Consider the following 21,670-nt stretch of genomic DNA (forward strand, 5'->3'; position numbering starts at 1 on the left):
TCCGATAACTTTAGCGTTTATTAGAATATACAAAACTAATATCTCTTGAACCACGCTCAATTGCTGCTGCTACCTTTAGAGTATTATATTCATCAAGGGCTTTTCCTATTACTTGCATGCCAAGAGGCAAACCTCTAGAAGATAATGCAGCAGGTACAGAGCAACAAGGAAGACCGGCAATACTAGCTGGAATAGTAAATAAATCGTTTAAATACATTGTCACAGGATTATCTTGTTTCTCACCTAAGTTAAAAGCTTCGGATGGTGCAGATGGCAAAATTATTGCTTCAACTTGTGCAAAAGCTTTCTTGAAATCATCTGAAATCAAGCGTCTTATTTTTTGTGCTTTTAAGTAATAAGCATCCATAAGAGTAGATGAAAGCAAATAAGTACCAATCATAATACGTCTTTTAACTTCAGCACCAAAACCAGCACTCCTTGTTTTTTCATACATTTCTTCAATGGATATTCCCTCACTTCCTTCCCTAAAACCATATCTTATACCATCATATCTTGACAAATTAGATGAGGTCTCAGCAGGTGCTATAACGTAATATGCAGCTAGAGCATATTTAGAATAGGGTAATGAAATATCAATAATTTCTGCCCCATCGTTTTTTAGAATATCAATAGTATGCTGCCACATCTTAATAATATCCGGTTGTATACCATCTTGTTTCATAATATCAAATGGTATACCTATTTTCATGTTTTTTGCACTACTATTACATGCCGATCTTAGCTCTAGTATTTCAGAGTTTATAGAAGTAGAATCCTTTTCATCAAAACCAATCATGGCTTGTAGCATTAAAGCAGTATCTTCAACAGTTCTTGTAAGTACTCCAGCTTGGTCAAGCGAACTGGCAAAAGCAATCATACCATATCTAGAACAACGACCATATGTTGGTTTGAATCCGACAATCCCAGTATAACTGGCAGGTTGGCGAACAGAACCTCCTGTATCACTTCCAAGAGCTGCCATAGCTAAAAAGCTACTGACAGCAGCTGACGAGCCTCCAGAAGACCCACCAGGGACTACCGGAGTTGTAGGTGCATCTATCGCTTTCCAAGGACTAATAACGTTACCAAAATAGCTAGTAATATTAGCCGATCCCATGGCAAATTCATCCATATTAGCCTTACCAAGCATTATTGTACCGTGATCTTGAACATTTTTACTTACAGTAGATTCATATGTTGGTACAAAGTTGCTGAGTATTTTTGAGGCGGCAGTAGTTAGTACTCCTTTTGTACAAAAAAGATCTTTTACAGCAATAGGAATTCCTTCTAAGGATCTTGCTATTCCATTATGATAATTTTGATCAGCAATTTTAGATTGCTCTAAAGCAATATCTGTAGTTTCAGTAATATAAGCATTTAACTCTTTATGTTTGTCCATTTCTTTAATATGTGCTTTAGTCAGCTCAACACACGAAAATTCTTTATTCTTTAAGGCTTTAAGGGCTTGTGTGATGGTTAATTTTATAATTTCCGACATTATTTTACTCTACTACTTTTGGGACAACAAAACATTTTACTTCTTTGGCAAGTTCTGCCTTATCATTAGGCACATTAGCAAATAATTCATCAGAAATGTCACCATACAATACTTGGTCTTTTCGCATTCTTTGGTGCATATCACAAACAGAAGTAAGTGGTTCAACGTTACTACAGTCTACATCGTTTAAAATGTTGATCATATTCATCATCTCAGTTAATTGATGGGCAAAACTGCTTATCTCTTTTTGGGTAAAATTAAACCTAGCAAGTTTTGCTATTTTTTGTATTTCTTCATTTGTAATCATTATATACCTTAAATATTATAGTCATTATAGCATGAAATATGTTTGCACTAATAGTTTATGGCTATTTTATGAAAAAATATACCTAAGTCATTTAGGTGGCATCTCTTTGAGGAATGACACCTATTTTTAGACTTAAATAGTCAGTATTTCTTGTTCTTTTTGTTTAACATGCAAGTCCACTTTATTACTATACTCATCAGTTAATTTTTGGATTTCTTCTGATAGGTTATGTTGTTCATCTTCAGTTATGATACTGTTTTTTTCTAACTTTTTTAAATCTTCATTACCATCCCTTCTTATATTACGCAAGGCAATTTTAGTATTTTCTCCATATTTGTGAGCAAATTTAACAAGTTCTTTGCGGCGTTCTTCAGTAAGTAACGGTATTGTGATTCTTATTAGCTGTCCATCTGATGATGGGTTTAGACCCAAATTTGTATCTATAATAGCTTTTTCTACAAATTTTACTATAGATTTATCCCACACTTGTACAGTAATAGTTCGTGCATCTGGAGTTGAGAGACTTGCTACTTGCGACAATGGTACTTTATCGCCATATGCTTCAACCAATACAGGGTCAAGTAAGTTAACTGAAGCTCGACTAGTTCTGAGTCCCTTGAGTTCGTGATCTAATACTCTTATCGAACTATCCATTTTTGACTGTAATTCTTTACGTATAGTTGCTTTATCCATACTTTATTCACCTTCTTGAATTTTTGTATATTCACCTTTTCCTTGCAGTACTTTTGCAAAATTACCTTTCTCTTTAATAGAAAATACCTTAATTGGCAAGTTGTTTTCTCTAGCCACAGCAATAGCAGCAATATCCATAACTTGTAAATTATCTTTTAAAAGATTAGTGTAACTTATAGTAGAATATTTCACTGCATTAAGGTTCTTTGTCGGATCTGCATTATATACACCATTAACCTTAGTACCTTTTAGTAATAAATCACAGCTCATTTCAATTGCTCTTAAAACAGCTGCACTATCAGTAGTGCAAAATGGATTACCAGTACCGCCGGCAAAAATTACTACTCTACCTTTTTCTATATGTTTTTTTGCTTTACGACGTATATAAGGCTCACAAACGCTCATCATAGGTATTGCAGAAAGGACTCTAGTATGAACACCCAAACTTTCCATAATATTTTGTAGAGTAAGTGCGTTTATTACCGTGCCAAGCATGCCAATATAATCACCAGCAGCTCTTTCCATGCCAAATAAGACATCAGTGCCACGATAAATATTGCCACCGCCAACGACCACACATACTTCTATTCCAAGATCAATTGCTTCCTTTATATCTTCAGCAATTCCTAAGATTATAGAGTACTCATGACCAAATTGTTTGTTGCCCATTAAGGCTTCGCCAGAAACTTTTAATAGGACTCGTTTATATTGCAAAGAGGACATAAATTAAACTCTTGGTTTTATAAATTTTCTATGTAAACCCTAAATACACTCTCGATGTACCCCAATTCGGGATAAGAATTAGTTAATTCTTATCCCGAATTCGCATGATGTCATTCCCACGAAGGCAGAAATCTATAGTATCTAATAGCCTTTTAGGCTATTTTGATCCCTATTTCAAGAGTAATTTGCTAAGTTTATTTTAGTTAACATAGTATCTGCCCTTTTTTCAAATGCATCAACCATTTTTTCAGTAGCATCAGTAAAAAATATATTAACTAACTTGTCAACTATTGCAAATTTCATCTTAAAATCAATAAAGAACTCTATTTTACTACCAGTATCTTCTTGAGAAAATTGCCATAAATTTTTTAAATATTTAAATGGTCCGGAGATTGCCTCTACTTCAATGGAATATCTTTGCTTATTCAAATCATTTGAGTATATAATTCTTGATTGATAATTGTCTGAAAAACCTTTTAACTGAATTACTAATTCAGCTATAATTTGATTCTCACTCTCTGAGATGATTCTAGCCGCCCTACACCATGGTAAGAATTCGGGATATGACTTTACGTCAAGAACTAAGTGAAATAATTCTTGTACATTATATGGTAGGATTTTGGCTTGATGAAAACTTGGCATAAATTCTTTAAAAATCAGTTACTCTACCTTTATGCTGCCAATCTCCGTGGGTAGTGGGTTCTTGACCTTTAAAACCACCTATTTCCTTTGGCTTTTCTTTTTCATCTTTTATGGTAGTGTCTTTTTTGTTATCCATAAATGTACTAATTTGTATAGCTAGCCCTATTAGCATTTAACCATAGTAAACTGGCGTTATTGCGAGGAGACGTGATATGAACCAACGAAGTAATCCATTTTTAGTCAATTTTCTGGATTGCTTCGTTGCCACTAAAGTGGCTCCTTGCAATGACGGAGTAATGCTAGTGTTGTATCATTGTAATCAATTTTTGTATTTAGTATATTCTATATTGCAGTTTTTTCAATCTCTTCTATATTCCGCATAAGGTGAAATTATATGACATTTAGTTTACCAACTCCCTCTAATAATAAATGATTGACTCTTTTACTGGTTTAGGATACTTTTTAGAATATATTACTATATTTTGGGTGCTATTATTATGTATAAGCTAATAATAATATTATTATATATTTTTTTTATAAATATATCACAAGTAGGAGCTGCTGATTTTACAGTAGAGCCGTTATCTGAAGTATCGAAACAAGAAATGATTAAGAAGAAAGTATGGTATGATGGATGTCCAGTTAATCTAAATCGATTGAGACTTATTAAATTCCCTTATTATGATTTTAATTCTGTAATACATCATGATGGAGAACTAGTTGTTTTTGATGCTGCTTCTGAGCATGTTGTCGTCATTTTGAAAAGAATATATGCCTTAAAATACCCTATCGCTAAAGCACGTACTGTTGAAAATTATGATGGTGATGATGACAAAAGTATGGCAGATAATAATAGCTCCAGTTTCAATTGTCGTGAAATTACAGGAGGGGGCTTACCTTCTATACATTCATATGGTCTTGCAATTGACATTAATCCAATTCAAAATCCTTACCTTTCTATTCCAAGTGATATAAATCAGACAGGGGCAGTTGCTGTGAAGCCTGCGGCAGGATCAAGTTATCTCAATCGAACCAATATTAGACCCGGAATGAGTGAAGTAATAACCGATCTTTTTGCTAAGAATGGTTTTAGTGTTTGGGGAGGAAAGAGGAACACTCCTATAGATTGGCAACATTTCCAAACATCTGGGGCTATGGCACAATTATTAGCAGTTATGAACTATAATGATGGATATATTCTTTTTAAGCTCTACACTAAAACGCCGCAAATGTTTAACTCAATGGATCGTAATAATAATCAGTTTGTTGAACTTTATAAAAAGAACCCTAATATGTTTATGCAATGTTTAAAAAAATCACCAAAAATATTAAGTCTAACGCCAAAACAGGCATATGAGATTTTATCAAAGTGTATTGTAAATCATTAGTAAAGTAATACAATCATTTCTTATTATAGCAACTTTTTTACTCCACTATGTTAACTAAAATTTTTGTTAACATAGTAATTGATCGTTGGAGTTAAAATTATGAAAATTTCTCGTCTTCATAGAATATATAGCAATACCAAGCTAATTGAAAATTATTCGTTAAATCTTGTAAAAGAGCATAGTCACTATCTTAAAACAGTATTAAGACTAAAAATTGGCGATCATTTTAGAATTTTTAACGGCACAGATGGTGAGTTTATAGCACAAATTACTGGTATTACAAAAAACAATTTACATGTTGGACTTACTAATATTTTAAGAAAAGCAACAGTTGAACCTGAACTTACTTTAGGAATATCTATTATTAAAAGTGATAGAATGTTGGATGCCATAGATATGGCTGTACAGCTTGGGGTAACAAAAATTATTCCACTAATCGCTGAAAGATCTCAATTTCGCACTGTTAATACTCAAAGATTGATGAAATGTATTATCGAATCTACAGAGCAGTCCGAGCGTTTAATACCCTGCATTCTTATGCCAGTAGTATCACTTAGTCTTTTCCTAGAACAAACTTTAGATAATTCTATAATATATGCCAATGAAAATGAAGATGAAAATAATACTTTATTAAAAATCATGCCTATATACTCATCAGATATTTCGGCAAATCTTTCAGTTGTTGTTGGTCCAGAAGGTGGTTTTTCACAAAATGAACTCCAAATGCTTTCATTAAGACCTAATACTTTATCAATAAGTCTAGGGTCAAATATCCTCCGAACTGAAACTGCTGTAGCAACATGTCTAGCACAAATTAAATTATTCACAGCTAGTTGCGTTGCAACTAAACCAATCCTCCTAAATTAGACCTCTTTCGAAACTCGCTTATGCTGAGGGATTTGAAGGAGACGCTTCACCTTGAACCGCAGCGTACTCTAATTCCGTTACGGATTCGAGTACCGCATCATTGTCCAAATCACCAGCAGAAGTAGAGTTTCGAAAGAGGTCTGTTGACTAATAGTAATGGTGATAGCCTGATGTCTTTATCAAACTCAGGTTATTTCAGTTGATATTTAATAGTAACATTTAAAGTTCCTCCACCAACTATTCCCACACAAGTATTAATATTATTTTTACCATTTTGTAAATGTGGCATAAGATTAAGTTGTGCTAGGTTATTAGCTCTACCTATGTCGGATGCTTTTACAAATTTGCCATTTCTAGAAATGTAAACATCACAGTGAGTACGGTCAGCATTGTAATTTCTACATTCCATAGAGTTAAAGTTATCAGGACCAGTATGAATAAGCTGATTATTAACTTTAATCATTATGTAATCATCATAATATGAGCCAGTACCACCTATGGTGAAAGAGTTTAGCATGTTAGTATTTGGTATATCAAACTCATAATTTACGCAATAAAATGTATCGTAAGTATGTGCTGCAGAACGGTATGGTCCACCAAGTATAAAGGTTCCAACTTTAGTTAAAGTATCGTAGTTATTGTTAACAGGGAAATCTTTTTTATCACTTGTATATTGGAAATTAAGACCAGTATTCTCTTTACATCCAACACCATCCGGTAAGGCTTCAAAGGCCACTGTTTTAGTATCGATATTTGATAGACAATAACGTTGTAGTGGTTTATTCGGATCAATTAATACCCAACCAGGCTTACAAGTACCTAGTGCCAAATCACCTATTTTTGTGTCAGGATCATCTTTTTCTGTGCTAGACCATGTTGCATTACCACTGTCATTAGTTGGGGTGGTAATTGCTTGACATTTAGGGGCAAGAACTGAAGTACAAAAACCTAATTCTTGTGGGGTTTTATCTCGGATTGCAGCAGTTTTGTCAAGAGAAATACCATCCTTATCGACAAGAATACCTTGCTCATTAAACTTAGCAGTATAATGCTGCCCATCAATGTTTATTGTAGGACCTAGTGACGGGGAAGGATCGATTCTATTATTACTATCTACAGACACTTTACATACTTCAACATTTGGCTTACGATTATTTTTATAACAATACATAGAGTTATCACATTTATAAATCGTAATACCCTTTGTCTTAAGATCGTCTATAGTCTCCGCAGAGTTACAACCAGTATGAGTATCCTGACAGATTTGCAGACCTAGGTATTGCATACTTTTTGTCTTAAATTCTGAGCAATCAACTGTATCTGATTCAAGTAGTCTTGCTAGTACACAGTTAGTATTATTTACTTCAGGAATACATTTGTCTATATCTTTTAATTGTAAACAACCATGCGTTGCACCTTGAATATATTTACCATTTATATATTCAAGACCCTTTAAATATACAGCATCTGTAGCAGGAATTCCTGTCTTAGCATCATAGGGGATCTTGTCGTCTTTATAATTGCCATATATCGTTAAAGGATTCATAGATTTTTTGCCAGAAAATGGCATAGCAGTATATATAGTGGGGGGGGTATTAGAAATATATGCCATGAAGGAAGTAAAATTAAATCCTGCTAAATTTATTATTGCTTCTGTCTCGCCTGCTATTGACTGAGTAACCGACAATGGTGTAATAACAGTACTAGTTGAATCAACAGTATTCACTTTATCGTCTGACACTCGTATTGACGCAATAAATTGAGGGTTATAATAGCTATTATTATGGCAAGTAACTCCAGGAAGTCCTCCACACGGATAGGTTAGGATTTGGTAACCATCTGTTACTCTGTCTTCACAACCAACCAAGTTATCTCCTTCCGCTACACAAATAGATTTTGGATCACGACGAAGATTAGGATTTAAGGTAGTATCCAATATAGTATTCCTAGTAATTGAAGCAACAAAAGTCCTGTCACTGACATTATCTCTGAGCTTAAAGGTTTTTTTGAGCGGTAGTAAACTTGTAGTATCTTGACCTTGTATAGGAGGAAATGCAAGACTAACATCAATAAACTCACCAATATTTATGCCCCATATTTCTTGACAAGTAATCTTACCATTTGCTTCTTCGCTATTACAATCAGGTAAATCATCAACATAGTAACTACTTGGTGTAGAATGATCACCTACTTTTTGTGCGTAAACTATCCTAAAGCCATCTTTGCAACCATCCTCAATAGTACATTCAAAGGGAATTTTTGTGTTAACACAACGTTCTTTATCATTAGCTGAACATTTTTTTATTGCATCGAGTTGAGCGGTAGCAATATGAATTCCTTTGGCTGAAGAAAATGGACCAAGATTATCTATTACTACACATTTATCGGTTTCTTGTGGATTTTCTTTATTTCTACAAAGAGGTACAAGATTGTCTAAACTAACACGTACGACATTATGAATAAAATTATTTCTTAATTTAGACACCACACATGGTGCATTTGAAGATTGAACAAATAAATTACCTTTCTTTTTACTGCATACAAGCTTTGTCGTAGGAGTAATAATGAACTGTTTTAATTTAGGGCAATATGGTGGTGGAAAAGGACCTAATGGTAATTCAACGCAACCAAATTGGTAGTCATCAACAGAACAATTTAATTTGCCCAACGCGTCTACTATTTTTCCTGCCGCTTTATATATCCATCCTTGCTCAAAAAGAATACCTATCCATTTAACTATTTCTTTTATAACATCAAGACCTGGTGTATTGTCAGAAGCAATCATGTCTAATAACTTGCCTAATAGTACTGATATACTCATACTAGACTTAATTTCTATAAAAAACTTTAGAATTTTTGCAATAGGGTGTAACTCATCTGTTTTATGAAGAGGTTGTCTTATTGGATTCCAGTCCATCAGATCTGAGTGAACTCCGGTAGCTGAGACGAGGTTTACCAAGCCAGGATCACTATATGCACATAGCTTTGGTCTATTAAACGGTTTTCCATCATCTCCAACGATCGGTTTTCCATCACTTCCAATAATCGGTTTATCATCTTCTGTAAAGCCAACATCATTCAAATGTTTTCCAGGTGTATAACCAGGGTCTGCTGGCGTTCCTTTACTATTCAAGGCTGTTGGTGCAACTGCAGGAACAGCAACCCTAGCACAAATTCTGAGTAAGGGTAGGGCATAAGCCCCAGGCCATATTATGCATTCACCATCCCAATTCAAAGTAGTGGATTGATTCCAGCATGCAACTGCATTACAACTTTGAGTTCTTATACGAATCTTTGGTGAAAAATAAGAGCTTTCTGGTGTACGTTCCGCACAGTGCTGAAGATAAAATCCAATAAATTTCTCAGGAGGGTCAAATTGAACCAAGCAATTATCTGTATCACGTCCATCCCGCCTATTCCATGGTGGGCATATAGGATTTGGCTTTATTGTTCGTTTTATACTTCCATTCCATGTTTCATTTATCTCACTATACCCGCAATTGCAAGGCTCACTTAGACATTGTGCAACTCCATCCCAAAATGAAGAATAACTCTTGCTAGAGTAAATCAACAAAAAAAATGCTAGATAATATTTTTTTAGCACCAAACTCCTCTTACAACTAAATATGATTTAATGCTATATACAAAGGATTAATCCAATTATCAGGATGTCCTGGATATTGTTGTAATATTTCTTGATATATTTTTAATTCCTCGGTTCTACAGGATAGAATATTGATAATGCCAATTAAACTTCCTATACTTAACTCCAAAGCAATAGATTGATTATTTTGATTTATTAAGAACATTCTAGAAGCAATTGTAAATTTCGATAATTTATTTATTTCTGATTCATTTAACCCTAAAATTTGTTCTAAATACTGTGATTTTATTTCTGATGGTAAAATTATTTTAGTGTCTATTAAATCCAACCAATTCTGTAGCACCTTTGTTTTTGTTGACTGTAGATAACTAAAATTAAAATTACTAACCATTATTCCATTATTACTCAGCAATCTATCAGAAATCATTTGTGATATGTTATCAAAATTTTCCGGTCTATACAAGGAATCTAGATTATCTATGGCTAATATTTTTGGACTCTTCCCTATAATAGTTAAGTGATAATTAAAAGCATATATTAATCCTGCACATAAACTATTATGCTTAGTCAAATTCATTGAAAAATCTTCTAGAAGTTTTCTATCTGTTGGATAAAAACGTTCAGTAAAAGACTTCCCAGAAAAAGGATACAAATTAAATCCGATTATGCCGCCTTCAGATAAAGGGAATTTATCACTATCAAATATACCATCATATAATCCTCCTTTTGTATAATCAGTCAACCTTAGTTTAATTAAGTCTCCACCTTCTATAGAAAAGTCCATTGTTTTTAAAATGGAGGAAAAATTACGTTCTTTATTATCTAAAGTCCAAATTTTATCAGCGAAGTTTTCTAGAAAAGCTAATTCTGCTTTGGTTAGAGGGTAAAAAGAATGATTGCAAATTATCTTAAGAAATTCGATAACGAAATGCCTTGACTCTAGAGTATCATCTAGTAGAAATGGATTTATTAGGTTCTTCTCCTTTTCAAACCACTGCCCTTCAATTGATTCAACAAAAATCTTTGAATTATTATTATTGGAAAGATATAATATTGTTGGCTTGTATTTAGTTGCTTCAGAAATTAAAAAATTTGTTAGTACAGTCTTACCAGTATTAGCTGTGCCAAAAATACAAGTATTTCCTCTATTATTACTTTTAGCATGAAAATTCATAAAGTAAGGAGTTCCTTTTTCTGTTCTAAGCAAAGTCACCGCTTTACCCCATATGTTATTTTGGTTTCCGGTCGGGAAATTATGTAATGAGGCCAAAGCGGCGGTATTTTCTATAATTGTGGGAGCGAGCCTCCTAACATAGGAAAAGTTCCCTGGGAGCTGTGCCCAAAATGTTTGCTCTAAGTTTATATCTTCCCGCACATGGACAATACCAATTTTAGCAAGTTCCTTAGATGCTTGGGCAATTGATTGATCCAATTTCTCCAAATCTGACCCTATAATAGCAATAGAAATTTGTTGTTTACAAAATTGGTTCGGGATTGAAGCATCAAGGTTCATTATCTTATCTATTCCTGTAATTTCAGCAAGTTTAGTATCCTTACTAACTTGTAAAATATATGCCTGTTGTTCAAATGTTTTAGATACTTCTTTTTTATCAACGAAGTAAAATATTTCTGTTGCTATTAATTCCACAGGTAATTGTAGGAATCCATCAAGTGCAGCTGATGATACTTCTTGATATTCCTTTATTGAAATAATGGAGGCAAACTTTTTATCATGCCTACTTATTACTTCAATCTTATCGTTACCAACTGCATATTGATTAGAGGCTAAAGCATTAGATAGATTTGCAATCGGTACTAAGCAATATTCTTCGTTGAGATGAATTATTCTACGATATAAAAACATCAAATCAGAGTAAGATTCTTCCCCTTCAAATCTTATTCCTAACTTTACTGCACCAAAATCTTGTAAATCCAAAAGTATTTTGTCAACAGTACTATTTAGCATTTTAAAAACACTATCTAAATAGTTATTTTGGTAATTGACAAGTTTATCGAAAGACAAAGAAGTTATTAAAGAGTTGATATCTTTAACTTTAATTTTAGCAGAATCATAAATTATTGAGATATATAAGGTATTAACAAATTTATCATCCCAGTAATTTTTTTGTTGCCATAAATTGTGAATATTAGCTGGTAACAATTTATTGTAAGGAGTTGGGTCATCTAAGTTTGTCTTACGTCGTACAGTATGTATCCAAAATGCAAAATTTTTATTATGAACATTTTTCTTAATCGCATTACGCACTACTTCTCGTAAATTGAATAACTTAGTGCTAATATTTTCTGCATTGATACCATTTATTTGGATAGTTTGGAGTAGTTCGCCATTCTTAGTTAACAAAGTATTCTCATTATAATGACAAGCAATTGGAATGAAATCCTCTGCAGAATTATTATATAAATCCTTATCAACTTTTCTTGAGTTGCTAGCTATTTTGAACACCAATGATACCTATCAAATACATGTTATTTATACTCTTTAGTGGTATGAATTCGCTCCAACCCACCCATGTAACTCACCAAAACATCTGGAACTGTTATTGAACCATCTGCATTTTGGTAATTTTCTAGAATTGCGATTATTGTCCTACCAATTGGTAAACCAGAACCATTCAAAGTATGGGCAAGAGTGGTTTCGTTGCTACCAAATTCTTTATATCTAGCTTTCATCCTTCTAGCCTGAAAATCTCCACAATTAGAACAGCTTGAAATCTCACGGTATAGATTTTGACCAGGCAACCATACTTCCAAATCATAGGTCTTTTTGGCAGTAAATCCCATATCTCCAGTACAAAGCAACATAACTCTATATGGTAGATCAAGTTTTTTTAGAATGGTTTCAGCTGCATTAGTTATATATTCATGTTCACGCTGAGATTCTTCTGCAGTAGTTATTGTAACCAACTCAACTTTACCAAACTGGTGCATACGTATCATACCTCTAGTATCTCTACCACTACTTCCAGATTCTGATCTGTAACAGGGTGTGTAAGCAACATAACGTATAGGCAATTCTTCCCTAGCTATTATGGTATCGGCCACCATATTAACAAGAGGTACTTCACCTGTTGGAATTAACCTGTAATTATTCACCGTTTCAAACGACTCTTCTGCAAATTTTGGCAATTGACCACTATTATACATAGCAGCTGGTCGCACCAAAGATGGAGGAGATAGTTCAGTAAAATCAAATTCTTGAGTATGTGTATCAATCATAAAATTAATCAATGCACGTTCTAACTTTGCTAAATCTCCCTTTAGAGTCACAAACCTACTACCGGACATTTTAGCAGTACGTACAAAATCCATCATCCCTAAACTTTCACCAAGTTCAAAATGTTGCTTAGGTAATGGAAGAGATAGTTTTGTTGTAATGTCTCCTACTGTTTTAAGCAGTTTATTCATACTGCCATCAGTGCCATATGGTACGTCAGGATCAGGAAGGTTTGGCAATACCTCCAACATATTGTTTAACTGGTGATTACTATTTAATTTTAAATTCAGTTCTTCCAGTTTCTCATTTATGTGATCCACATCACGCTTTATTTCTTCAAATTCTTTACTAAATTTGTTAGGCATGTTGCCTAGATCCCTAGATTTCTTCCTTCTTGCATGCTGAAATTGTTGAATAAGATTAGTTAGCTGGCGTTTGCTTTCATCTAGTTTAGTAATTTTATCGGACATTGGGGGAATTCCCCTTTTGATAAGTAGATCATCAAATTCCTGCTTATTCTCCCTAATCCACTTTATATCTAACATTTAACTTCCTCGATTTTCTACAAATTTACACATAATAATTGAAGTTTCATATAATAAAAGCATTGGTATTGCAAGGGCAAATTGGCTAAGTACATCCGGTGGAGTTAAAATACCAGCAATAATAAAAATAATTACTATAGACGATCTTCTTTTGTCCACTAAGTCTTTTGCTGTTAATATTTTTAATAAATTTAATATTAACATAATAATTGGTAATTGGAAAGCTATACCAAACGCAATAATTAACTGAATTACTAAGTTTAAATATTCACTAATTCTAGCTTCTAGAATTAGTGGAATAATAGCATTATTATCTTCAAAGCTTAGAAAAAATTGCCATGCACGCGGCATAACAAAATAAAATACAAAGATGCTCCCACACCAAAACAAAACAGGCGACATAAAAAGAATAAAAGCAGCATATTTCTTCTCACCTGAATATAACCCAGGTCTTATAAATAAAAAACATTCTATAGCGATAATTGGCATAATCATGACAAAAGAAATAAAAGCTGCAAGTTTTATATAAGTAAAGAATGCTTCAGTAAGACCAGTATAGATCACTTTCCTTATATCAGCATGATCTAATTCTGCAAGTGGCTCTAATAAAATGTTATATATATCGTTACTGAAACAATAACAAATAATGAAACCAATAATGAATGCAGCAAATACTCGTAAGAACCTAGCCTTTAGCTCTAAAAAATGCTCTTTAAAAGTATATGACTTCATAAATTAACCAATATGTACAAGTTTAAGTGGTAACCTCAGTTTGATGTAAGACATCGGTTTAATAGCCTAGGATGTCATATATGGACGTTCCTGCTTTCGTGAGGAGGTATTACTAACGTGGATAGTCAAAATAGGTTGTTATGAACCTAAAAACTGAATAGAATGATAAAAAACTCATCAGAAGTATACTATATTCTAGAATAGAAAACCAAAAATTGCGTCGTCATTATCCAAGACTCTAGCGGTATACTCAAATGATCCTACGAGCAGTATACCATCTATAAAAAAGGTTTGTAACTAGAATGATTATAACAAAGCTTTAAGAAAAATGGGAGAAATAATCCTTAGTTTTGATGAAAATTATACTAGGTGTTTAGTCCTAGAAGTTTTGCTATTGTCTTTTCTTCAAAGCAAAATAGTATAATCCCTATAATGTGTCATAAGAGTAGTCTAAATCTCCTAGGGAAGGAAGAACTTCATCTAACAGTTCTAATTTACTCTCTGTTGGCTGATCAAAGTTAGTCTGTATTTGATTTTCTTTTTGTTCTTGTGCTGTAACTATCTCAGAAGCCTCATTTAAATACTCAATACCCTCTTTAACATGTATCCCCTGCATATCATTTTTCTTTGCGATATTCACATTATTTAGATCATCATCTATTAAAACAACCTTCTTATTCTCAGAAACACCAAAATGCCTCTTGGCTTCCTCTATATGCTCCTGTTTGCCTTCATAGTCATTTCTACGAGGATGCGACACTACATAAATTTCTTTCGATAGAGTCGATCCTAAAAGTTGCTCAAGAGCGTATTTGATCCAATCAGGATATGAGCCAAAAGATACAATAGCTATATGACATCCTATAGTTAATGCTTTTTGGAACAATTCTACTAATAGCTCTTTATTTTTCCAATTTTTTGTTTCATCTGCTAGAAATCGATCTACACAATGCTGATAATTGAGAGTAGCATTAAGAGCATTGTGTAGGGAGTCTTTTACTATTGTTCCATCCCAATCAATACATAATAACATCTTATCAGATTGAGTTTCTTTTTCCAAAAAATCCTTTTGCTGTTTAACTTTTAGTTGATCAGAATTTGGAGTATTCAGTATCTGTTTATCTTTTGGTGTGCTAAAATCTAAAGGGGGTAAGCTTAATCTTGCCTGTTTTAATTTTGACATCTGTTGTTCTCTTAATATTTATTTTTTATTCTTCTTGAACCCAAAAACTCAGAACTTAATAAATTAATTTTAGAATTTTTGCAACAAATTATTAAGATTATTTAAGTAAAATGAAATAGATTAATCACTGTGATTAGCATATTGCATTGCTTATTAAAATATAATAAACTAGTTAAATTAACTAGTTTATTAAAGAGGATTCATGAGAATAGTTGGTATGTTTAAAACAAAAACTCACTTAACGGAGCTAATAAAAGAAGTAGAAGCAGGTGAAGAATTATGCATAACAAACAGAGGAAAAGAGGTAGCTTTTGTTATACCTGTAGCTAAATATTATTCCCAACGATTTGATGATCTATTTAAAAAACTTGCTGAACTTAAAAAACGTAGTCCTCTTGGCTCTACAGATGATGTTATTAAAATGAAAAATCTTGGTAGAAAATGAATTTAGTAGTAGATTGTTCATTCATCATGTCATCGATTTTACCGGATGAACAGCAGCTTAAGGTCGATAACATTTACCATCAGATTTCTAACAAAGTATATAATATATTTGCCCCTGCTGTCTTTTTTTTAGAATGTAACAACGTGCTTATATCATCCTTAAAAAAACAGCGTATTATTAAAAGTAATTATGAAGAGTATTTACACCTCTTAAATAGCCTTCCAATTAATATTGATAAATTTTGTTCTAGCCCTGAATCTCTACATATAATAGCAAGGATTGCAGCTAAATATGGTCTAACGTCTTATGATGCTTCTTACCTTGAATTATCCCTACGCCTTGAAGCAAGCATTGCTACTCTAGATAATAATTTGGCTAATAGCTGTAAGATAGCAAATATAGAGTCTATAATTTAACTCATGTATGGAACTACCCAAAAATGCAAGAAAAAAAATAATACTTGACAGAAAAAAAGCAAATGCAGTCATGTATTCGACTTAAGGCTCAATAAAGTGCCATAGCCCTGATGGAATTCGCTAACTTATGAACTTTAACATTATCACCTTAACGACTTCATTTGAGCCTGTGAGTTAAACAGTTTTTTCATAAGCTAAGGTTTGTCTTATTCATCATCAATATTATCATCTCTCGCATATTCCTTGGTAGGAATTCCTTACTTTAATTATTTTATTCCAACCGCTGATTTTTTAAAATTTAAACCTTATTTTTTTAAATTTTTAAAAAATCAGCCACCTTTATAAAAATAATTAATATTAAACTTTTAGTAACATACTTTTGTTTCACTATATGGCTGATCATTTCTTAGTACTGCAAACACTACTCTTGCTAATTTATTTGCCACCGCCACTACACTAGTATTATAACCTCGTCTCTCTTGTACTCTAAACATCCAATCAGTGAATTTGCTCTTATCACCTGTTACTTTATCCAATTTCTTAGTTCTTAATACCCTAGCTGTAAAAACAGACCGGGCTCCATGAATTAATAAATTACGTAAATATACGTCGCCTCTTTTACTAATTCCTAATAACCTTTCTTTCCCACCAGTTGAGTGCTGTTTTGGCACTAAACCAAGTGTCTACCATTTTCAAAATTTGCTGCATTGCCAATTGAGGCTGTTAATGCCGTTGCAGTTATTAAACCTAACCCTGGTATTGCCATTAATTTAGCATGGTTCTCATTATTTTTAGCAATCTGATTTAATCGTTTTTCTAAATCTATAATTCTCTTATTATTATCTCTAAATTCTTCCAGTAATAAACAAAATGTTTCTTTACTCTTATTACTCAGTTTATTGCCGTCCATAGCTGTATTTACATGGCTAATTATTTTATTTACTCCTCTCGGTATAGTTACGCCAAATTCATGCAATAAACCCCTAATTTCATTTGCCAAAGCTGTACGATTTTTTACCAATCTTTCTCGAACCCGGTGAATAGACAAAACATCCTGTTGCTCTACCGACTTTATTGGTACAAATCTCATCGTAGCACGACCTACTGCTTCGCATATTGCTTCTGCATCTTTAAAATCATTTTTATTGCTCTTAACATATGGTTTAACAAATTGTGGTGCCATCAACTTGACATCATGACCAAATTTTGTTATCTCTCTAGCCCAATGATTAGAACCACCACATGCTTCCATTCCCACTAATGATTTTGGTTGGTTAGCCATAAAATCTAAAAACTTTTCTCTTGTTAATTTTTTCTTAAAAATATTTTTTCCATATTTATCTACTGCATGCAAATGAAAAATATTTTTTGCTAAATCTATTCCTATTATGTTATATTCCATTTTGGGACTCCCTATTGTTGTTTTAATACATTAAATATTAAATCTAGAAGAATAACATCTGCTATTCATTCTGTATATAGGGTAGTTCCATACCATTACCTTACGCATGGCATTTAAAAGTCCAAGAGCAACAGCCCGACGTCATATATGGACGCCGGGCTATTTTCTCTATGATATTATAATGTAAGAACTCTATTCCCTTTTGATATAGTTTGCTCTATAATTGCCAATTAAAAAATATATTAAAGGTTTTTGATGTTTGCTATTCGCAATATTGCCATTATCGCCCACGTTGATCATGGTAAAACCACTCTAGTTGATAATATGCTTAAGCAAAGTGGTACTTTCCGAGCAAACCAGGAAGTAGCAGAACGTGCTATGGATTCCAATGACCTGGAGCGTGAACGTGGTATAACCATTCTCGCCAAATGTACTTCTCTTATGTGGAAAGATATCCGCATTAATATAGTTGACACTCCTGGTCACGCTGATTTTGGTGGCGAGGTAGAACGCATTCTTACTATGGTAGATGGAGTCATATTACTGGTGGATTCTTCTGAAGGCACAATGCCTCAGACCAAATTTGTATTGTCTAAAGCCCTGAAACTTGGGTTAAAACCAATTGTTGTTATCAATAAAATTGACCGCCCTGATAGAAGGGTAAGTGAAGTAGTTGATGAAGTATTTGAATTATTTATGGCATTAGAGGCAAATGATGAACAACTAGATTTTCCCATTATCTACGCTTCAGGACGTAGCGGTTGGGCATCACGTCACTTAGAAGATGAACAAAAAGATCTTGCTCCACTTTTTGATTTGATAGTATCTCATGTGCCTGCTCCTATTGCTGATAGTGAAGCTCCTTTTTCTATGCTTGTTACCACTAGAGAATATAACCCATATTTTGGTCGCGTGCTTACCGGTCGCATCCATAGCGGCACAATTAAGACTAACCAAAATGTTAAAGTACTTAATCGTGATAATATGGCAACTGAAAATGCTCGAATAAGTAAAATACTTTCATTCCGGGGATTGGAACGTGTGGCTGTCGATGTTGCATATGCTGGAGATATTATTGCTATTGCTGGGATTCAGGACGCTACTGTAGCTGATACGATATGTGCCCCTGAAATAATGGTGGCACTGCCATCCTTACCTATAGATCCCCCAACATTATCTATGACTTTTGGAGTAAATGATTCTCCTCTTGCTGGACGAGAAGGCTCAAAACTTACCGCAAGAGTTCTAGGTGATAGATTAATGCGAGAGATCGAAAGTAACGTAGCAATACAGGTCAGCCAAACTGAAGAAAAAGATGCTTTTCAAGTTGCAGGGCGTGGTGAACTACAATTAGGCATATTAATTGAGACCATGCGGCGGGAAGGTTTCGAACTATCAATTAGCAGACCTCGAGTATTATTCAAAGAGGATGAACATGGTAAAAGATTAGAGCCAATTGAAGAAATCCAAGTTGATGTTGATGATGATTTTGTTGGGGTTGTTGTTAAGTCACTTGCCCTACGTAAGGCAGAAATGACTGATATGCGTCCATCTGGTGGCGGTAAAACTAGAGTAACATTTTTAGGGCCATCACGCGGTCTTATTGGTTATCACGGTCAATTCCTAACCGAAACTCGGGGTACAGGTGTTATGAATCGTGTTTTCCATAGTTATGCTCCTTATAAAGGTGCTATTGAAGGAAGGCGTAATGGAGTGTTAATTTCTAATGGGGACGGGGAAGCTGTTGCCTATGCTCTATGGAATCTTGAAGATCGTGGGAAAATGTTTATAAACCCTAATGAACTAGTATATCAAGGAATGATTATAGGAGAACATAATCGGGATAACGATCTGGAGGTAAACCCTCTGAAAGCCAAGCAATTATCAAATGTTCGGGCTTCTGGTAAAGATGAAGCTATGCGTCTTATCCCGCCAACCCTTATGACATTAGAGCAATCTATCAGCTATATCCAAAGTGATGAAAGGGTAGAAGTTACTCCTAAATCAATTAGACTTCGTAAGGCAATGTTGAACCCTAATGACCGGAAAAAATCAGACCGACGTAACGAGGACTAATTGCTATAGTCAAATCTTTGCTAAAATAGCATGCTCTTTCGTCACTACTGGGAAAAATTGCTTGTTAAAAGGAAATAGTTCTACTTTTTTATTGCTGACAAACTCGATTTCAATGATATCACCTGCTTTAAAATTAAAAACATTTGTAATCTTTCCTATAGCCACCAAATTGGTATCTAGTACCAGTAAGCCTCTTAAGTCTTCAATATAAAATTCATCTTCACTTAATGAAGGGAAATCACGCCTATGACAAAAAAGCTTACATCCCTTTAACTCTTCAGCTAATGTCCTATTATTAATTTTGTTAAATCTACATATTATATCACCTTTAGAATTTTGACTAATGAGTTTAAGGATAATTTTTTTTCCTAATTCATCCACCAAATTCATTTTAATGATATTAGTATTTGGCATAGTAAAAGATTTGACGTAAACATTACCCTGCACTCCGTGTGCTGATGATACTACACCAACAAAAATTAAATCTTTTTTAATAGACACCACCTAATTCATTAAGAGAAACCATTTTTTCTTTTTTGGATAGTTTCCAGCTGCTTTCTCTAATTTTTCAAAATGAAATATGCCAAAGCTATATCCTATCATGACTGGAATTATAATAATCAGCAATCCATAATTACCTAAATATTTTGTTAAATAAATAAACCCAAAAGATGTGATAATATACATAATAGTATTAGATATAGCATATAAAAAACTAACATATGTGAAGCGTTTAAAAACAGGGAAATATGTAAATAAAATTGAATGGGCTGGTGTTAAACCAGGTATAATCAATATAATAAATGCTTGGAACAGAAAAATATCAAAAGGTGTTCTAGCATGACTCAATAAGTATAGGCAAACTAGAATAAGAACCCAAAAAATTACCATTCTAATTTTTAAAATCATTAGGGGGTACACGTAATAACCTAAATATATCAATGATAAATTCCCTAACATTTCTACTATTGAAACAAAGAAATTTTGATAGATAACTTGTTCAGCCGTATAACCAAAATTATTTCTAAGAATCTCTCCGCAATGAATAAATGTTAAATAAAAACATACTGGCCAAGCACAAAATATTAAAAACAAAGATAAAGTTGTTGCTTTATTAACTTTTTCTGTCCAAATAGGATTCTTTTCCAATATACTAGAATTCTCATTAATATCTGCAAAAATCATTTTCATTCGTCGTTTTGCGTCAGCAAATTCTGGTGTTTCTCGTAGAGTTGATCTAGCTAATGAACCGACTAACGCAACCAATGCACCAAACCAAAAAGCATAACGCCAATTGAAGTTGTAAGAGGTAGAAATAAATGCAACGCCCAAAGCAAAGGTTGCCCCTAATACAGCAAAAAAACTTATTAATGCTACAGACATATATTGTTGAGGACGTTTTATAGTTTCAGTCAAATATAATTCTGCCCCTATCCTTTCTCCCATGGAACTCATACCTTGCATAATACGACATATTGATACAACCACAGCAGCAGTAATACCTATTTCAGCATAAGCTGGCAAACTAGCAATAATAATACAAGAAAATGCCATCATAAAAGTGGTAATAATAACAGTTACTTTACGTCCTATAGTATCACCAATCCATCCAAAAATTAACGCCCCAATAGGTCTTAATAAATATGTGGTACAAAAAGTAAAGGCTGAAAGTAATTGTGCTGCATGGGGATCATATTTCGGGAAAAAAAGCTCATTAAGAATTACAGCCATATGTATATAGAGCATCAGATCAAAATACTCTAGAAATGTACCGATTGAAAGTAATCCGACAGCCTCTTTTTGTTCTCTAGTTAGACAAGTTTGAGATATCCCATCTGCTTGTATTAATCTATTCATATTGACCTATATCTTCCTTATTTAACCTTAGTTTTGGATTAAAATTTTTAATTTTAA

General features: G+C 33.4%; 16 protein-coding genes and 3 pseudogenes. 5 read left to right on the forward strand and 14 right to left on the reverse strand.

Annotated elements, in window-relative coordinates; all coding sequences use genetic code 11:
• Nucleotides 1-10: 10 nt before the first annotated feature.
• The 6 genes and pseudogenes from gatA to AAGD36_RS00140 form a co-directional block, all read right to left on the reverse strand.
• Nucleotides 11-1,498 carry an Asp-tRNA(Asn)/Glu-tRNA(Gln) amidotransferase subunit GatA gene (gene gatA / locus AAGD36_RS00115; RefSeq protein ID WP_341755436.1) on the reverse strand — a complete coding sequence of 496 codons (1,488 nt, stop codon included), beginning with the start codon at nucleotides 1,496-1,498 and terminating at the stop codon, nucleotides 11-13.
• Nucleotides 1,499-1,502: 4 nt separating this feature from the next.
• The gene (gene gatC / locus AAGD36_RS00120) at nucleotides 1,503-1,805 is read right to left on the reverse strand and encodes an Asp-tRNA(Asn)/Glu-tRNA(Gln) amidotransferase subunit GatC (RefSeq protein WP_341755437.1); all 303 of its coding nucleotides are present in this window, start codon (nucleotides 1,803-1,805) and stop codon (nucleotides 1,503-1,505) included.
• 132 nt (nucleotides 1,806-1,937) lie between these two features.
• A complete protein-coding gene (frr, locus tag AAGD36_RS00125; protein ID WP_341747885.1) occupies nucleotides 1,938-2,498 on the reverse strand; it encodes a ribosome recycling factor in 561 nt (186 codons plus the stop codon).
• A 3-nt stretch (nucleotides 2,499-2,501) separates the two neighbouring features.
• Nucleotides 2,502-3,221 (reverse strand): UMP kinase, encoded by a 720-nt coding sequence (gene pyrH, locus AAGD36_RS00130; protein ID WP_341751544.1) that lies wholly within the window; start codon nucleotides 3,219-3,221, stop codon nucleotides 2,502-2,504.
• Nucleotides 3,222-3,395: 174 nt separating this feature from the next.
• Entirely contained in the window at nucleotides 3,396-3,863 is a 468-nt protein-coding gene (locus tag AAGD36_RS00135; RefSeq protein ID WP_341751545.1) for a type II toxin-antitoxin system RatA family toxin, read from the reverse strand.
• A 7-nt stretch (nucleotides 3,864-3,870) separates the two neighbouring features.
• Nucleotides 3,871-3,957, reverse strand: a pseudogene (locus tag AAGD36_RS00140) (DUF1674 domain-containing protein); the annotation flags it as partial.
• Nucleotides 3,958-4,360: 403 nt separating this feature from the next.
• Here AAGD36_RS00140 and AAGD36_RS00145 point away from each other — a divergent pair.
• Together AAGD36_RS00145 and AAGD36_RS00150 are read left to right on the forward strand one after the other, a co-directional pair.
• Nucleotides 4,361-5,251 (forward strand): M15 family metallopeptidase, encoded by an 891-nt coding sequence (locus AAGD36_RS00145; protein WP_341755438.1) that lies wholly within the window; start codon nucleotides 4,361-4,363, stop codon nucleotides 5,249-5,251.
• A gap of 99 nt (nucleotides 5,252-5,350) precedes the next feature.
• Nucleotides 5,351-6,118 (forward strand): 16S rRNA (uracil(1498)-N(3))-methyltransferase, encoded by a 768-nt coding sequence (locus AAGD36_RS00150; protein ID WP_341755439.1) that lies wholly within the window; start codon nucleotides 5,351-5,353, stop codon nucleotides 6,116-6,118.
• Between the two features lie 190 nt (nucleotides 6,119-6,308).
• Here AAGD36_RS00150 and AAGD36_RS00155 read toward each other — a convergent pair whose 3' ends face one another.
• The 5 genes and pseudogenes from AAGD36_RS00155 to AAGD36_RS00175 form a co-directional block, all read right to left on the reverse strand.
• The gene (locus AAGD36_RS00155; protein ID WP_341755440.1) at nucleotides 6,309-9,722 is read right to left on the reverse strand and encodes a hypothetical protein; all 3,414 of its coding nucleotides are present in this window, start codon (nucleotides 9,720-9,722) and stop codon (nucleotides 6,309-6,311) included.
• A gap of 16 nt (nucleotides 9,723-9,738) precedes the next feature.
• Nucleotides 9,739-12,177 carry a VirB4 family type IV secretion/conjugal transfer ATPase gene (locus tag AAGD36_RS00160; protein ID WP_341756037.1) on the reverse strand — a complete coding sequence of 813 codons (2,439 nt, stop codon included), beginning with the start codon at nucleotides 12,175-12,177 and terminating at the stop codon, nucleotides 9,739-9,741.
• A 32-nt stretch (nucleotides 12,178-12,209) separates the two neighbouring features.
• On the reverse strand, nucleotides 12,210-13,502 hold the full coding sequence (serS, locus tag AAGD36_RS00165; protein ID WP_341755441.1) for a serine--tRNA ligase: 1,293 nt from the start codon (nucleotides 13,500-13,502) through the stop codon (nucleotides 12,210-12,212).
• A pseudogene (tatC, locus tag AAGD36_RS00170) lies at nucleotides 13,480-14,234 on the reverse strand (twin-arginine translocase subunit TatC). The gene serS and the pseudogene tatC overlap by 23 nt, the downstream one beginning before the upstream one ends.
• Nucleotides 14,235-14,661: 427 nt before the next feature.
• A complete protein-coding gene (locus AAGD36_RS00175) occupies nucleotides 14,662-15,417 on the reverse strand; it encodes an HAD family hydrolase (RefSeq protein WP_341755442.1) in 756 nt (251 codons plus the stop codon).
• Nucleotides 15,418-15,634: 217 nt separating this feature from the next.
• Here AAGD36_RS00175 and AAGD36_RS00180 point away from each other — a divergent pair, with 217 nt between their 5' ends.
• Together AAGD36_RS00180 and AAGD36_RS00185 are read left to right on the forward strand one after the other, a co-directional pair.
• Nucleotides 15,635-15,862 carry a type II toxin-antitoxin system prevent-host-death family antitoxin gene (locus tag AAGD36_RS00180; protein WP_341747876.1) on the forward strand — a complete coding sequence of 76 codons (228 nt, stop codon included), beginning with the start codon at nucleotides 15,635-15,637 and terminating at the stop codon, nucleotides 15,860-15,862.
• Nucleotides 15,859-16,278, forward strand: coding sequence for a type II toxin-antitoxin system VapC family toxin (locus AAGD36_RS00185; RefSeq protein WP_341755443.1), 420 nt, complete (start codon nucleotides 15,859-15,861; stop codon nucleotides 16,276-16,278). The genes AAGD36_RS00180 and AAGD36_RS00185 overlap by 4 nt, the downstream gene beginning before the upstream one ends.
• A 365-nt stretch (nucleotides 16,279-16,643) precedes the next feature.
• Here the strand turns inward: AAGD36_RS00185 and AAGD36_RS00190 are convergent.
• Nucleotides 16,644-17,680: pseudogene (locus tag AAGD36_RS00190) on the reverse strand (IS110 family transposase).
• A 255-nt stretch (nucleotides 17,681-17,935) separates the two neighbouring features.
• Between AAGD36_RS00190 and typA the strand changes: the two are divergent.
• Entirely contained in the window at nucleotides 17,936-19,756 is a 1,821-nt protein-coding gene (gene typA, locus AAGD36_RS00195; RefSeq protein WP_341755444.1) for a translational GTPase TypA, read from the forward strand.
• 9 nt (nucleotides 19,757-19,765) lie between these two features.
• Here the strand turns inward: typA and rimM are convergent, their stop codons facing one another.
• Nucleotides 19,766-20,257, reverse strand: coding sequence for a ribosome maturation factor RimM (gene rimM / locus AAGD36_RS00200; protein ID WP_341755445.1), 492 nt, complete (start codon nucleotides 20,255-20,257; stop codon nucleotides 19,766-19,768).
• 3 nt (nucleotides 20,258-20,260) lie between these two features.
• A complete protein-coding gene (locus AAGD36_RS00205; RefSeq protein WP_341755446.1) occupies nucleotides 20,261-21,613 on the reverse strand; it encodes an MFS transporter in 1,353 nt (450 codons plus the stop codon).
• Between the last annotated feature and the right edge of the window lie 57 nt (nucleotides 21,614-21,670).

It is taken from the genome of Candidatus Tisiphia endosymbiont of Ptychoptera albimana (assembly GCF_964026605.1).
In the GTDB taxonomy this organism is placed as follows: Bacteria; Pseudomonadota; Alphaproteobacteria; order Rickettsiales; family Rickettsiaceae; genus Tisiphia.